Origin of the sequence: Bradyrhizobium sp. 40, assembly GCF_023100925.1 — a bacterium.
In the GTDB taxonomy this organism is placed as follows: domain Bacteria; phylum Pseudomonadota; class Alphaproteobacteria; order Rhizobiales; family Xanthobacteraceae; genus Bradyrhizobium.
In genome coordinates this window covers 1,329,095-1,342,963 of record NZ_CP064688.1, presented here as the reverse complement: position 1 = coordinate 1,342,963, position 13,869 = coordinate 1,329,095, and the positions used below count along the sequence as shown (strand labels likewise).

Genomic DNA, 13,869 nt, shown 5'->3' with positions numbered 1-13,869 from the left:
AGATCCGGAACCGCTCGTCCCTCGCCGCACATCGTCGGCCGTCAACGATCTCTCGCACCGGACGGTTGCGTGGTGGGAGTAACAAGTGTGGCGGGATTTGAATGGAGTCGCTGATCACGGCGGCGGCCCGCGCGCTCCAAGCCGGCGATCCGCTCGGCGCGCTGAACCGCGTCGCACTGCGCAACGATGCACCTTCGCTGGCGCTGCGCGGTATCGCGATGGCGCAGCTCGGCGATCTCGCAAAGGCAAAGACATTGCTGCGCAGCGCCGCGCGCGCCTTCGGCCCGAGAGAGGCGGTCGCGCGCGCCAGGTGCGTGGTCGCGGAAACCGAGATCGCACTCGTCTCGCGCGACCTGAATTGGCCGGCCAACACGCTCGCGGCGGCGCGAGCGACGCTTGCAAGCCACGGCGACCTCGCCAACGCCGCCCATGCGGGTCACATCGAGGCGCGCCGACTTCTCCTTCTCGGGCGCCTCGACGAGGCCGAACGCACGCTGGCCGAGATCAACTCCACGCCGCTGTCCCCGGCTTCGCAGGTCGCCCGTGAGCTCGTGATCGCCGGCATCGCCATCAGGCGGCTCCGAACCAAAGACGCGCGCGCGGCGCTCGGGCGCGCGGCGAGCGCAGCACGGCAGGCCGGCATTCCAGCGCTTGCAGCCGAGGTCGAAAGCGCGAGCCACGTGCTCGACACGCCCGCAGCGCGCCTGATCACGCGCGGGCACGAACGGCCGTTGCGGCTCGAGGAGGTCGAGGACCTCGCGACATCGGAGGCGCTCGTGGTGGACACGTTCCATCACGCGGTTCGCAGACGAGGCATCCTCGTGCCGCTCGGAAGGCGGCCGGTGCTGTTCGCGCTCGCCCGCATCCTGGCGCAGGCCTGGCCCGCGGACGTCTCGCGGGAAGCGTTGATCACGGGAGCGTTTCAGGCAAGGCACGTCGATGAATCGCATCGCGCCCGGCTGCGCGTCGAAATCGGGCGGCTCCGCACCAAGCTCAAGCCCCTCGCCGATGTCAGCGCGACCAGCCAAGGTTTTGCGCTGACGCCGCACAACACGTGGCAGGTTCTCGTCCTCGCACGGCCCGTCGAGGAGAAGCACGCCAATGTGCTCGCCTTCCTTTCCGACGGCGAGCCCTGGTCGAGCTCGGCGCTCGCGCTGGCGCTGGGAACGAGCGCGCGCACCGTGCAACGCGCTCTCGAAGAGCTGGCGCGATCGAACAAGGTGCAGTCCTTCGGCCACGGACGGGCGCGGCGCTGGATGACGCCGCCCGTCCCGGGTTTCCCGACAGGCTTGTTACTCCCCGGACCGCTCATGAAGACGTAAAGTGGGATTCACACCACAGGGACCGAGCAGATGAAACGTTCAGCCGCCGAGATCGTCAGGGAATACGGACCCTTTGCGGGGGTCGAAGCCGTGCACGGCGTCACCTATGACGGCAGCCATATGTGGTTCGCATCCGGCGACAGATTGAACGCGGTCGACCCGGCCGATGGCAAGATCACCCGCTCCATCGATGTCGCCGCGCATGCGGGAACGGCGTTCGACGGCCGCCACCTGTTCCAGATCGCCGAGGACCGCATCCAGAAGATTGACGCTGCGACCGGCAAGGTGCTCGCCACCATCCCTGCCCCCGGCGGCGGCGGCGATTCCGGATTGGCCTGGGCCGAGGGCTCGCTCTGGGTCGGACAGTATCGGGAGCGCAAGATCCATCAGGTCGATCCCCAGACGGGAACGATTCTCCGCACCATCGAAAGCAAGCGCTTCGTCACCGGGGTGACGTGGGTCGACGGGGAGCTCTGGCACGGCACCTGGGAAGGCGAGGACAGCGACATCAGGCGGATCGACCCCGAGACGGGCAAGGTGCTGGAGCAGCTCGACCTGCCTTCAGGTGCCATGGTCTCAGGGCTCGAGTCCGACGGCGGCGATCACTTGTTCTGCGGCGGGGGAAATCGCGGCAATGTGAGAGCCGTCCGCCGTCCCCGGCGCGGCTAATCTCAGGATGGGCCCCACAGCTTTATTCAAGATGGCTTGCCGACACTTGGCTGTTGCGCTCGCTGCGATCATGCGGACGTGAGTGCCTAGCCACATTCCTAAGGGGCGTACGAAAGACGCTCGCCCCAATGCGGGTTGAACCGATGAATGGATTGACAGTCGGCCTCCGCACTACTTATCTCATACTGCTCATTCCTTTTCACGGTATCCCTTTCTATGTTCAACGCTCACGTTCTGCTCGCGTTCACCCTTGCATCGCTGGTGCTGAACATTACTCCAGGTCCGGACATGATGTTGACGCTCACGCGCGGCATGACGCAAGGCTTTAGAGCTGCCTTCATGAGCGTCTTGGGGACATTCTTTGCCGGATTCATCCAAATACCGCTTGTTGTTCTAGGTCTCGCCGAAATCTTCCAGCATTCACCGGAACTGTTCTCCGCCGTGAGATTGCTCGGTGCGGCTTACCTAGCATACCTTGGTGTTCGCGCTTTTTGGCGGAGTATTCGCCTCGATAAGAATACAGCACGCGCGGCGCCGGCAGGCGCACACCGAGCTGCTTTCATACAGGGCTTCACTACGAACCTGCTCAACCCGAAGGTCTTCCTGTTTATGACGGCGTTCCTGCCCCAATTCACTGATCACACTGTTGGTCCGGTCTGGGAACAACTGTTGATTCTTGCAGTAGTCTCGAAGACCCTTGGCTGCGTCGTCTATGTCGGCATCGCCGCTGGCGCTTCCAACGTTGGCGGCTGGCTTTCCCGCAATGCCTGGTTTGCCAAGCTACAAGAAGGCATCCTTGGCGCTGTCATGCTGGCCATTGCAGTGTTGCTTTTCGTTGATCGTAGCGCCCCGGCGCCCACGCGCTAGGCTAGCGCCCTCCTCGCCTGCCCTGTAGACTTCCGCTCCGGGCGGCCTGGGGGATTGATGCGACTAACGCTGAACTTGAAGACTATCCTGATCGCCATCGCGGTGCTCGCGGCGTCGTTCTTCATCAGCCTGAAGGCGATGGACTGGCTGTCGCCGCGCGCGACCAATTCCGCGCCTCCGGTCGCGCAACTGCCGCCGCTGCCGCCGGCCTCCAAGAGCTCGATCGTGATCGCACCGGTCGCCATCGCGGTGTCGGCGATCCGCGAGCAGGCCGAGAAGGCCGCGCCGCGTAATTTCGCGGGGAAGGCCGAGAACCCGATCTCGCAGATCCTGGAGAACGCCGACATCGGCTGGTCCGCCGTACGCGGGCCGATGGCGGCTGCCGGCGACAAGGACGTGCTGACGATCTCGACGCCACTCAGCGGCAAGCTGAACGTGACGGGATCGCTGTCCTCGAAGGCCACCGGCGCGCTCGGCGACGCGCTCAGCGGCGTGCTCGGCGGTGACGCGGCGAAACGAATCGGCGCGGTCAACATCAAGAACCTGAATGCCAGCGCCGAGATCAAGGGTAACGTGGTCATCACCTCGCGCCCGAAGCTCGCCGCGAACTGGCATCTCGAGCCCAATCTCGGCGCCCAGGTCAATCTCGGCGACACCAACCTCAACGTCGCCGGCGCCAAGGTCAACGTGCCGGCGCAGGTGAAGCCGCTGATCGACAAGAACGTCGGCGAGCAGATCAACATCGTCTCCGAGCGCATCCGCAACGATCCGTCGCTGCGGGAGAATGCGAAGCTACAATGGGCCAAGGCCTGCCGCTCGATTCCGCTGCAAGGCTCGGGGTCTTCCGCCGCGCTGCCGCCGCTCTGGCTCGAGATGAAGCCGACCCGCGCCATCGCGGCGCAGCCGCGCGTCGACGCACAGAACGTGACGCTGCTGCTTGGCCTCGAGCTCGAGACGCGCGTGATCTCGACACCGTCCAAGCCGGAGTGTCCGTTCCCCGACAAGATCTCGATCGTGCCGCCGACCGGCACCGGCTTGAACATCGGCGTGCCTATCGACGTGCCCTTCACCGAGATCAACAAGCTGATCGCGGCGCAGATGGTCGGCCACACCTATCCCGAGGACGGCTCCGGTCCCGTGGACGTCACGGTGAAAAGCGTGAACGTGGTCCCGTCTGGCGAGCGCCTCCTGATCTCGCTGCTGGTGCGCGCCAAGGAGAAGAAGAGCTGGCTCGGTCTCGGCGCCGAAGCGACCGTGCACATCTGGGGCCGGCCGATGCTCGACCAGGCGCAGCAGACGCTGCGACTCGCCGATATCCAGCTCGCGGTGGAATCCGAGGCGGCCTTCGGCCTGCTCGGCGCGGCGGCGCGCGCGGTCGTGCCGCAGATGCAGCAGGCGCTGGTGCAGAAGGCGTCTCTCGACCTGAAGCCGATCGCCGCCAACGCCCGTGAGAAGATCGCGGCCGCGATCGCCGACTACCAGAAGAACGAGGACGGCCTCAAGGTCGATGCCAAGATCGACAGCCTCACTCTCGCCGACATCGCCTTCGATTCCAAGACGCTGCGCATCGTCGCCGAAGCCGGCGGCTCGCTCAATGTGTACGTCACCAAGCTGTCGGGAATGTAGCGCGCGCCTTTCCTCAACGGATCCGTTCGCGCCGTCGCTTGCGCCGCTGGCATTCTGGTCGGAGGATGCTAAGCTGCTCTTCACAACCTCAGACGAGGTCCTGACAGCATCGTAGCTGATAACGCGAGGACGACATGGAAGCCGGCATGGTCACGCCTGCGCCGGCGCTGGTGCGCTTTTCCGGCATTCAGAAAACCTACGATGGCGAGCACCTCGTGGTGAAGAACCTCGATCTCGACATCAGGAAGGGCGAGTTCGTCACCCTGCTCGGCCCGTCCGGATCGGGCAAGACGACCACGCTGATGATGCTGGCCGGCTTCGAGGTTCCGACACAGGGCGAGATCTACCTCGCGGACCGGCCGATCAAGAACGTGCCGCCACACAAGCGCGACATCGGCATGGTGTTCCAGAACTATGCCCTGTTTCCGCACCTGACGATTGCGGAAAATATCGCCTTCCCGCTCTCGGTTCGCAACACGAACAAGGCCGAAGCGCAGGATCGTGTCAAAGCGGCATTGCGCATGATCAAGATGGAAACCCTGGCGCAGCGGCGGCCCGGGCAGCTGTCCGGCGGCCAGCAGCAGCGCGTGGCGCTGGCCCGCGCTCTGGTTTTCAATCCGCAACTCGTGCTGATGGACGAGCCGCTGGGCGCCCTGGACAAGCGCCTGCGGGAGCAGATGCAACTGGAGATCAAGCAGCTGCACGAGACGATGGGCATCACCGTCGTCTATGTCACCCACGATCAGAGTGAAGCGCTCACCATGTCGGACCGCATCGCCGTGTTCAACGACGGCATCGTGCAGCAGATCGACAGGCCCGACGCGCTGTATGAGCATCCGGTGAACAGCTTCGTCGCCCATTTCATCGGCGAGAACAATGTGCTGTCCGGCACCGTCGAGACGGTCGAGAAACAATATTGCCGCGTTGCGCTGGCGGGCGGCGGCGCCGTGACCGCACGCGCGGTCAACGTATCGGGCACGGGCGCATCGACCTCGCTGTCGGTGCGGCCGGAGCGGATCGCCATTATTCTGGATGGCACCTCCAGCGACGAACCCAACCGACTGCCAGCCAAGGTGCAGAACACCATCTATCTCGGCGACCACGCGCTGGCCGTGCTCGACGTCGCCGACAACAAGGAGTTCATGGTCAAGCTTCAGCCGGGGACGCATGGCAGCCTGAGAGCTGGCAGCCTTACACCCGGCGATGACGTATTCATCACCTTCCGCGCGGAGGACTGCCTGGCCCTCGACCCCGTCTGATCCAACCATGCAGCATCGCTCCAGCGCGGGCAGACCTGCACCGACCAAGCTCAAAGCAATTCACGTGAAGAAGAAGGAACAAGACCATGCTGAAGCGCAAGATTGTCCTGAGTTTCGCCGCCGCACTCACCGCCAGCGCGGCGCTGGCCACGGTCGCGCAGGCGCGTGACCTCACCGTCGTGTCGTGGGGCGGCGCGTATCAGGATGCCCAGAAGAAGGTCTATTTCGAGCCGTTCAAGAAAGCGGCCGGTGTGCCCATGAACGACGAATCCTGGGACGGCGGCGTCGGCGTGTTGCGCGCCAAGGTGCAGGGTGGTGCCGCCACCTGGGACGTCGTCCAGGTCGAGAGCGACGAACTGGCGGTTGGCTGCGAGGAAGGCCTGTTCGAAAAGCTCGACTATTCGAAGATCGGCGGCGAGGCCGCCTATATCCCGCCGTCAGTCAACGCTTGCGGCGTCGGCGCCATCCTCTACGATTTCGTTCTCGGCTACGACAAGGACAAGCTCAAGGAGGCCCCGAAGGGCTGGACCGACTTCTTCGACACCAAGAAGATCCCGGGCAAGCGTGCCCTGCGTCAGGGTCCGAAGACGACGCTGGAGATCGCCCTCATGGCCGACGGCGTCGCGCCAAAGGACGTCTACAAGGTGCTGGCGACCGACGAGGGCATCGAGCGCGCGTTCAAGAAGCTGGACACCATCAAGGGCGACATCGTCTGGTGGAAGGCCGGCGCCCAGCCGCCGCAATTGCTCGCCTCGGGCGAGGTGGCGATGACCTCGGTCTACAATGGCCGCATCGACACCGCGAACAAGAACGAGAAGAAGAATTTCGGCATGGTCTGGGACGGAGCGCTCTTCACCATTGACACGTGGGTGATCCTGAAAGGCAGCCCGAACAAGGACGCGGCCTACAAGTTCCTGGACTTCGTCGGCAAAGCGGAGAACCAGTCGAAACTGTCGGAGAACATTGCCTATGGCACCTCGAACAAGGACGCAGCCGCCCTGCTCGCGCCTGCCGTTCTCAAGGACCTGCCGACAGCGCCTGACAACATCAAGAATGCGGTCGAGATCAACGTTGCCTTCTGGCTCGAGAACATCGACCGCCTGACCGAGCGCTTCAATAAATGGGCCGCGAAATAGCGCGCCCGCAGGGCTCGACCGAAGGTAACACGAATGACGGATGCGCTCCTGACCGGCGCCGATGCGTCGACCGAGGTGCCGCTCAAGCGCCGATTGCGGCGAGCGGAGCGCGCACGCCAGGTCAAGGCGCTGGCACTCATTCTGCCGCTTCTCGTCTTCCTGCTCTTCACCTTCGCTGGGCCCATCGCCGGCATGCTGTGGCGTGCCGTCGATGACCGGGAGGTGCGTCTGGTTCTGCCTCAGACCATCGCGGCTCTCGCCAGTTGGGACGGCAGGGATCTGCCGGATGAAAAGGCCTACGCGGCGCTGGCGGGCGACATCATGGCGGCGCGCGCTTCCGGCACCATTGCGATTGCGGCCAAGCGGCTCAATTACGTACTGAACGGCTTCCGCACCATCCTGGCCACCACCGCGCGCAATCTGAAGACTGCGCCCGAGCCCGGCACGGCGAGGGAGACGCTCGGCAAGATCAACCCGGCCTGGCGCGAACGCGCCACCTGGACCACGATCAAGGATGCCCGTGGTCCCATGACTGGCTTCTACCTTTTGTCGGCGCTCGATCTGACGCGGAACGCGGACGGCGCGATTATCGCAGCCCCGCCGGATCAGGCCATCTACCGCGACGTGTTCGCCCGCACCTTCCTCATCAGCCTCAGCGTCACGGCACTTTGCCTGATCCTCGGCTTCCCGGTCGCCTACCTGCTGGCGGCGCTGCCGCCCGGCCGGTCGAACCTGCTGATGATCTTCGTCCTGCTGCCGTTCTGGACGTCGCTGCTGGTCCGCACCTGCGCCTGGATCGTTCTGTTGCAGGGCAAAGGCGTGGTGAACGACAGTCTGCTCTGGCTTGGCATCATCGACGCGCCGTTGCGCCTGATCTACAACCGCTTCGGTGTCTGCGTGGCCATGACCCACGTCCTGCTGCCGTTCATGATCCTGCCGCTGTACAGCAGCATGAAGGCAATCTCGCCTGCTTACATGCGTGCCGCCGCCTCGCTCGGTGCACCACCCCTCACCGCCTTCCTGCGGATCTACCTGCCTCAAACCCTGCCCGGCATCGGCGCGGGAAGCCTGCTCGTCTTCATCCTGGCGCTCGGCTATTACATCACGCCGGCACTCGTCGGCGGCGCCGCCGACCAGATGATCAGCTACTTCATCGCGCTCTACACCACCGAGACGGCCAATTGGGGCCTTGCTTCGGCACTGGGTGCGGTGCTGCTGCTCGCCACTGTTCTGCTTGCGCTCGTCTACGGAAAGCTGGTGCAGGGACAGCAGGTCACGGGAGGGATGAAGAATTGAGCGACAATTCCTCAATCCACACGCCGAGCCAGCGTATCGCGTGGACCGCGACCATCGTGATCTCCACGCTGGTGTTCATCTTCCTGATCGCGCCGATCCTTGCGATCATGCCGCTGTCCTTCAGCTCGGGCTCGTACCTCACCTATCCGCTGCCGGGCCTCTCCCTGCGCTGGTATGACGACTTCATCAATTCGCCGCGCTGGATGAATTCGCTGAAGAACAGCATGATCATTGGTGTGGCCTCGACCCTGCTGTCGATGGTGCTTGGCACGCTGGCGGCGCTGGGGCTGGCGCAGTGGAAGAGCCGGTTCAAGCCGCTCGTGCTGGCCTTCGTGCTATCGCCGGTCGTCCTGCCCGGGGTCATCACCGCGGTTGGCCTGTATTTCTTCTTCGCGCCGATCGGACTGACCGGCAGCTATCTCGGCTTGATCCTGGCCCACACCGCGCTGGCGACGCCCTTCGTCGTGATCACGGTCGGCGCGACGCTGCAGAGCTTCGACACCAATCTGGCGCGCGCCGCCGCCTCGCTCGGTGCCTCGCCGCTCGACGCGTTCCGCCGCGTGATCCTGCCGCTGATCCTGCCCGGCGTGGCATCGGGGGCGCTGTTCGCCTTCGCGACCAGCTTCGATGAGGTGGTGATCGTGCTGTTCATGGCAGGTCCGGAACAGCGGACCCTGCCACGCGAGATGTTCAGCGGCATCCGCGAGAACATCAGCCCGACCATCACGGCCGCGGCGGTGATCCTGACGACGGTCTCGGTCATCCTGCTCGCCACCCTGGAAGGCCTGCGCCGACGCAACGAACGGCTCAAGGGCAGCAGCGCGTGAGACTTCTCCCCCTCCCTGCTTGCGGGGAGAGGGCAAAAACACCGCAGCGCCCTGCTTATTTCTCAACCCTCCTCGCGCATTCCGGGCTTTGCTCCCGCGACCGATTGTCGTTAGAACGGCTCCCGCAACAAAGCCCAAACAACAACGCTGAGGGAGAAAAACAAAATGCAAAAACTCATCGCCGCGATCGCGGCCGGGCTCGCTCTCGCCGCCACGTCAGGCACGGCCCAGGCGCAGATTTCCGACGACGTCGTCAAGATCGGCGTGCTCACGGACATGTCGAGCCTCTATGCGGACGCGACCGGCAAAGGCTCGCTCGCTGCCGTCGAGATGGCGGTCGCCGATTACGGCGCCAAGGTCGCGGGCAAGCCTGTCGCAGTGGTCTCCGCCGATCACCAGAACAAGCCCGACGTCGGCGTCAACATCGCCCGCAACTGGTACGACAACGACAAGGTCGACGCGATCTTCGACGTGCCGACCTCGTCGGTGGCGCTGCCGATCTCGGCGCTGACGCGCGAGAAGAACAAGATCCACATCAATTCCGGCGGCGGCTCATCCGATATCACGGGCGTCGCCTGCTCGCCCAACACGGTGCACTGGACCTACGACACCTATGCGCTGTCGAACGTCGCCGGCAAGGCCATGGTCAAGCGCGGCGAGGACACCTGGTTCTTCGTCACCGCCGACTACGCCTTCGGCATGGCGCTGCAGCGCGACGCCGCCAACGTCGTCAAGGAGAGCGGCGGCAAGGTGCTCGGCGAGGTCCGCCATCCGCTCAACTCGTCGGACTTCTCCTCGTTCCTGCTCCAGGCCCAGGCCTCCAAAGCCAAGGTGGTCGCGCTGGCCAATGCCGGCGGCGACACCACCAATGCGCTGAAACAGGCGGCCGAGTTCGGCCTGGTACAGGGCGGCCAGAAGATGATCGCCTTGCTTATGGAGATCACCGACGTTCATTCGCTCGGCATCAAGTCGACGCAAGGCCTGATCATCACCGACGCGTTCTACTGGGACACCAACGAGGAGACGCGCGCGTTCTCCAAGCGTTTCAACGAGAAGGTCGGCCACATGCCGACCATGATCCAGGCGGGGCTCTATTCGGCGACCATGCATTATTTGAAGGCGATCGACGCCATCAAGACCGACGAGGCACCGAAGGTGATGGAGCAGATGCGCAAAACGCCGGTCAACGACTTCTTCGCCAAGAACGGCAAGATCCGCATCGACGGCCGCATGGTCCACGACATGTATCTGTTCGAGGTCAAGAAGCCCGAGGACTCCAAGGGCGAGTGGGACCTCTACAAGCTGATCGCCACCGTGCCTGGCGACGAAGCCTTCCGTCCGCTGGACAAGGGCGGCTGCCCGCTGGTGAAGGGAAACTAGGGGCATTCTCCGTCATTGCGAGCGAAGCGAAGCAATCCAGAAATGCTTCCGCGGTGGCAGCCTGGATTGCTTCGTCGCAAGCTCCTCGCAATGACAGCTCCTCGCAATGACCGGAGGCGAAAAAACACGCGACAGCGCGCCCGGCAAAAACCGGGCGCGCTTCGTTTAGCCGTTCAGAGCCGCGTTACTCCGAGTACTTGAACTCGGGCATGTTCTTCAGCTCATCCTTGCTCGCATTGAACACGGCGTGGTCCGGATACCATTTCGACGAGGACGTGGCCGTCGTTGTCGTCGCGGGCTTGTTGTCGGTGCCGGTCGCGGCACCCGTCGTGGTGGTCGCCGCGGGCCGGTTGGCTGCGCTGTTCGGGTTGTTCCCGGCAGCGCCGGTGTAGGCGACGGCCTCGTTGACGAACTTCAGCTTCTCATAGGGCACGGCAACCAGATGCTCGCCCAGGCCGAGGAAGCCGCCGACGCCGATCACGGCGATCTTGATGTTGCCGCTCTTGTCCATCAGCAGATCGTTGATCGAGCCGATGTTCTCGTTGGCGTCGTTATAGACCTTGATGCCGTCCATCTTGGACGTACGCCACTGTCCCGACGCGGTCGTGGTGGTCGTCGAGGCGGCGGCAGCCGGCGCCTTGTCGGTGGTGGCGGTCGGATTTTGCGCGAACGCAACGGTTGCGAGCAGTGCGGTACCGGCGAGACCGGCCGCGATCGATTTCATCAACATATTGTCCTCTCCTTCAGCAGAAAACTCGTGCGGAGAAAACAGCTCGGATCAGTCCCAGTTCCGCGCGTGCTGCAATTTCGTCGCGTGCTGCGCGAGTATCGAAGCCGCGTGCGATTGTTCCTAAGTCACTCAGGAACATTTTGCAGCGCACGATCCCCTCGATGATCACGCGGCGCGCGCGATCGCATATGGCGGCGAGCTGTCGCTGCACGGCCGAGAGCCGCGTGGGCTGATCGTGCGGATGCAATTGCAGGCATGGCAGCAGCCGCGGCTTGCGGCCTAAACTCAGGCAGCGAGCGGCGGGTGCTCGAGGGCGGCCTCGTCGAAGATCGCAATCGCCTCGAAGCGATAATTGCAGGCGTGGCACGTCCAGAGATAGGAGACACGCCCTTCGCCCGGCTCGATCCAGTCGGGCCTCGGGATCAGCGTGCCGCATTGGGCACAGGGGTTGTTTCTGGGCAAATCGTGTTCCGACATGTCGCCACTGTGGGCTTTGACCATGGTTGATTTTGTCATGGCACCTCTCCCGATTCGCTGGCCGTGACATACTCGCTTTCGTCCGCACATGCGAATAGACAGGCCTGCTGTCGCGAGTTTGTCCGCCTGAGGGAACTCTGGCGCCAGCATTGAGTCGTCACTGCGGCTCGACGCCGCGAAAAAATTAGCGGCGGCGTTTGGTCACATCATCGCCGCGTTCGGGAGGCCTAAACGGCAGCCGGGCGCAGGCCTTCAATCAGTCTCAGGGACCTCCGGGAAATCTGATGAAAATTTTACATGTTGCCGCGCTGCTCGCGGCCGGACTGACGGCGCCGCAGGCCGCATTCGCGGGCCAAGCGGAGTACGCCGAGATGGTCGCGGCCCATGCGCGCGCCAACGGTGTGCCGGAGGCGCTGGTGCATCGCGTCATCATGCGCGAAAGCCGCTACCAGCCCGGCCTGGTCGGCCATGGCGGCACCATCGGGCTGATGCAGATCAAGCTCGCGACCGCCCGCGGGGTCGGCTACACCGGCGACGCCGCCGGCCTGCGCGATCCCAATACCAACCTCACCTATGCCGTGAAATATCTCGCCGGCGCCTATCACGCCGCCAGTGGCGATCACGCCCGGGCCGTTCGTTATTTCGCCGGCGGCTATTACTACGCCGCAAAGCGCCAGCGGCAGGAGGCCGTGCAGGTCGCCAATATGGGCGAGGCCAATATGGGCGCCCCTTGGCTCGAGCCAAACGGCAATCCGCAGCCGATGTTCGGCAGCGTCCCGCACCGCAAGCTCGCCCAGCGCGTCCGCAACGCCCGGGCGCAGGCGCCCAGGTAAGCGCGGTTCGCACCAAGCGCGTTGACCACCCAGCCCTGCTGGCATACATTAGAGCCGTTCCGAGGGGTGCTCCGAGGAGGAGCTGAGATACCGCTAAATGGGCAAATCCGCCCAGGACCGCGGTGACCCTTTGAACCTGATCCGGGTCATGCCGGCGAAGGGACAGGGATGTTGCAGACGACCAAGCGACCGGATTCCCCGGTATCCATCATCGGCGCAGGCATTGCGGGCGCCTGGCAGGCCTTGCTGTTCGCGCAGGCCGGCCACGCCGTCACCCTGCACGAGCGCGGTGACGCCGACATGACCGATGCCACCAGCCATTGGGCTGGCGGCATGCTCGCGCCCTATTGCGAGGCGGAAGTCTCCGAACCCGTCATCAGCCGCCTCGGCCTGCGCTCGCTCGACATCTGGCGGCGCGAGCTGCCCGACACGCCTTTCAACGGCTCGCTGGTCGTCGCCCACCCGCGCGAGCGCAGCGACTTCGAGCGTTTCGCCCGGATGACCGAAGGCCATCGCCGGCTCGATGCCGCCGGCCTTGCCGAGCTCGAGCCGTCGCTCGAAGGCCGCTTCCGCGACGCGCTGTTCTTTCCGACCGAGGGTCATGTCGAGCCGCGCCGCGTGCTGCCGAAACTGCACGAGCGCATCCGCGCCGCCGGCGGCACCATCAAATTCGAAAGTGATGTCGCCGCGGCCGAACTCGCAAAACTTGATCCTGAAGGCATCGTGATCGACTGCCGCGGCCTTTCTGCGCGCGACGAGCAGCCGGAGCTTCGCGGCGTCAAGGGCGAGATGATCCTGATCGAGACCGCCGAGGTGCAGCTCGCGCGCCCGGTGCGGCTGATCCATCCGCGCTGGCCGCTCTATGTGATCCCGCGCGAGGACAATCTGTTCATGTTGGGCGCGACCTCGATCGAGGCCGAGGACACCGGCGTCAGCGTGCGCTCGGCACTGGAGCTGTTGGGCGCGGCCTATGCCGTTCATCCCGCCTTCGGCGAGGCCCGTATCGTCGAATTCGGCTCCGGCCTGCGCCCCGCCTTTCCCGACAATCTGCCGCGCATCGGCATCCGTGACGGCACGATCAGCGTGAACGGCCTCTACCGCCACGGCTTCCTGATCGCGCCTGTTCTGGCCGAGCTGACGCTGAGCTTTGTCGAGCGCGGCCAGATCGACAATGAGGTGATGCAATGCGCGTGATCGTGAACGGCGAGCAACGCGAGGTGAATTCGGCCAGCGTCGACGCGCTGCTCAGCGAGCTCGACTACGAAGGCACCCATTTCGCGATCGCGCTCAACTACGACGTCGTGCCGAAGAGCCGCTGGGCCGAGACGGCGCTGAAGGCCGGCGACGAGATCGAGATCATCACGCCGCGGCAGGGAGGGTGAAGATGGTGCGCTCGCCAAACACTCCGCCGTCATCGCCCGGCTTGACCGGGCGATCCAGTACGCCG

The 13,869-nt window shown here is 64.5% G+C and carries 14 protein-coding genes and 1 riboswitch; of the genes, 12 read left to right on the top strand and 2 right to left on the bottom strand.

Annotation, left to right across the window (positions count from 1 at the left end):
• Positions 1-101: 101 nt before the first annotated feature.
• From IVB40_RS06320 to IVB40_RS06280, 9 genes are all read left to right on the top strand, one after another.
• Positions 102-1,322 (top strand): helix-turn-helix domain-containing protein, encoded by a 1,221-nt coding sequence (locus tag IVB40_RS06320; protein WP_247818380.1) that lies wholly within the window; start codon positions 102-104, stop codon positions 1,320-1,322.
• A 30-nt stretch (positions 1,323-1,352) separates the two neighbouring features.
• Positions 1,353-1,991: a PQQ-binding-like beta-propeller repeat protein gene (locus IVB40_RS06315; RefSeq protein ID WP_247818379.1), complete on the top strand. Its 639-nt coding sequence runs from the start codon at positions 1,353-1,355 to the stop codon at positions 1,989-1,991.
• A 216-nt stretch (positions 1,992-2,207) separates the two neighbouring features.
• A complete protein-coding gene (locus tag IVB40_RS06310; protein ID WP_247818378.1) occupies positions 2,208-2,858 on the top strand; it encodes a LysE family translocator in 651 nt (216 codons plus the stop codon).
• Between the two features lie 57 nt (positions 2,859-2,915).
• Complete coding sequence (locus IVB40_RS06305; RefSeq protein ID WP_247818377.1) at positions 2,916-4,484, top strand: DUF4403 family protein; 1,569 nt, start codon at positions 2,916-2,918, stop codon at positions 4,482-4,484.
• A 134-nt stretch (positions 4,485-4,618) separates the two neighbouring features.
• Entirely contained in the window at positions 4,619-5,743 is a 1,125-nt protein-coding gene (locus IVB40_RS06300) for an ABC transporter ATP-binding protein (protein WP_247460257.1), read from the top strand.
• 86 nt (positions 5,744-5,829) lie between these two features.
• Positions 5,830-6,879, top strand: coding sequence for an ABC transporter substrate-binding protein (locus IVB40_RS06295; RefSeq protein WP_247818376.1), 1,050 nt, complete (start codon positions 5,830-5,832; stop codon positions 6,877-6,879).
• Positions 6,880-6,912: 33 nt separating this feature from the next.
• The gene (locus IVB40_RS06290) at positions 6,913-8,175 is read left to right on the top strand and encodes an ABC transporter permease (RefSeq protein WP_247818375.1); all 1,263 of its coding nucleotides are present in this window, start codon (positions 6,913-6,915) and stop codon (positions 8,173-8,175) included.
• Complete coding sequence (locus IVB40_RS06285; RefSeq protein WP_247818374.1) at positions 8,172-9,002, top strand: ABC transporter permease; 831 nt, start codon at positions 8,172-8,174, stop codon at positions 9,000-9,002. Before IVB40_RS06290 ends, IVB40_RS06285 begins: the two co-directional genes overlap by 4 nt.
• Positions 9,003-9,167: 165 nt before the next feature.
• Complete coding sequence (locus tag IVB40_RS06280; protein WP_027570652.1) at positions 9,168-10,382, top strand: ABC transporter substrate-binding protein; 1,215 nt, start codon at positions 9,168-9,170, stop codon at positions 10,380-10,382.
• A gap of 184 nt (positions 10,383-10,566) precedes the next feature.
• Here IVB40_RS06280 and IVB40_RS06275 read toward each other — a convergent pair whose 3' ends face one another.
• Together IVB40_RS06275 and IVB40_RS06270 are read right to left on the bottom strand one after the other, a co-directional pair.
• Positions 10,567-11,112, bottom strand: a complete 546-nt coding sequence (locus IVB40_RS06275) for a PRC-barrel domain-containing protein (RefSeq protein ID WP_027570651.1) — start codon at positions 11,110-11,112, stop codon at positions 10,567-10,569.
• Positions 11,113-11,397: 285 nt separating this feature from the next.
• Positions 11,398-11,628, bottom strand: coding sequence for a hypothetical protein (locus IVB40_RS06270; protein WP_247358580.1), 231 nt, complete (start codon positions 11,626-11,628; stop codon positions 11,398-11,400).
• A 245-nt stretch (positions 11,629-11,873) separates the two neighbouring features.
• Here IVB40_RS06270 and IVB40_RS06265 point away from each other — a divergent pair, with 245 nt between their 5' ends.
• From IVB40_RS06265 to thiS, 3 genes are all read left to right on the top strand, one after another.
• On the top strand, positions 11,874-12,422 hold the full coding sequence (locus IVB40_RS06265) for a transglycosylase SLT domain-containing protein (RefSeq protein ID WP_247818373.1): 549 nt from the start codon (positions 11,874-11,876) through the stop codon (positions 12,420-12,422).
• A gap of 52 nt (positions 12,423-12,474) precedes the next feature.
• A riboswitch (TPP riboswitch) is annotated at positions 12,475-12,603 on the top strand.
• Complete coding sequence (locus IVB40_RS06260; RefSeq protein WP_247401750.1) at positions 12,591-13,616, top strand: FAD-dependent oxidoreductase; 1,026 nt, start codon at positions 12,591-12,593, stop codon at positions 13,614-13,616. (Overlaps the previous riboswitch by 13 nt.)
• Entirely contained in the window at positions 13,607-13,804 is a 198-nt protein-coding gene (gene thiS / locus IVB40_RS06255) for a sulfur carrier protein ThiS (RefSeq protein ID WP_135175802.1), read from the top strand. Before IVB40_RS06260 ends, thiS begins: the two co-directional genes overlap by 10 nt.
• Positions 13,805-13,869 lie beyond the last annotated feature (65 nt).

Coding starts and splice junctions, on each gene's coding strand:
- IVB40_RS06320 (WP_247818380.1), top strand. CDS start 102: ATGGAGTCGCTGATCACGGCGGCGGCCCGCGCGCTCCAAGCCGGCGAT.
- IVB40_RS06270 (WP_247358580.1), bottom strand. CDS start 11,628: ATGACAAAATCAACCATGGTCAAAGCCCACAGTGGCGACATGTCGGAA.
- IVB40_RS06290 (WP_247818375.1), top strand. CDS start 6,913: ATGACGGATGCGCTCCTGACCGGCGCCGATGCGTCGACCGAGGTGCCG.
- IVB40_RS06260 (WP_247401750.1), top strand. CDS start 12,591: ATGTTGCAGACGACCAAGCGACCGGATTCCCCGGTATCCATCATCGGC.
- IVB40_RS06295 (WP_247818376.1), top strand. CDS start 5,830: ATGCTGAAGCGCAAGATTGTCCTGAGTTTCGCCGCCGCACTCACCGCC.
- IVB40_RS06305 (WP_247818377.1), top strand. CDS start 2,916: ATGCGACTAACGCTGAACTTGAAGACTATCCTGATCGCCATCGCGGTG.
- IVB40_RS06310 (WP_247818378.1), top strand. CDS start 2,208: ATGTTCAACGCTCACGTTCTGCTCGCGTTCACCCTTGCATCGCTGGTG.
- thiS (WP_135175802.1), top strand. CDS start 13,607: ATGCGCGTGATCGTGAACGGCGAGCAACGCGAGGTGAATTCGGCCAGC.
- IVB40_RS06280 (WP_027570652.1), top strand. CDS start 9,168: ATGCAAAAACTCATCGCCGCGATCGCGGCCGGGCTCGCTCTCGCCGCC.
- IVB40_RS06275 (WP_027570651.1), bottom strand. CDS start 11,112: ATGTTGATGAAATCGATCGCGGCCGGTCTCGCCGGTACCGCACTGCTC.
- IVB40_RS06300 (WP_247460257.1), top strand. CDS start 4,619: ATGGAAGCCGGCATGGTCACGCCTGCGCCGGCGCTGGTGCGCTTTTCC.
- IVB40_RS06265 (WP_247818373.1), top strand. CDS start 11,874: ATGAAAATTTTACATGTTGCCGCGCTGCTCGCGGCCGGACTGACGGCG.
- IVB40_RS06315 (WP_247818379.1), top strand. CDS start 1,353: ATGAAACGTTCAGCCGCCGAGATCGTCAGGGAATACGGACCCTTTGCG.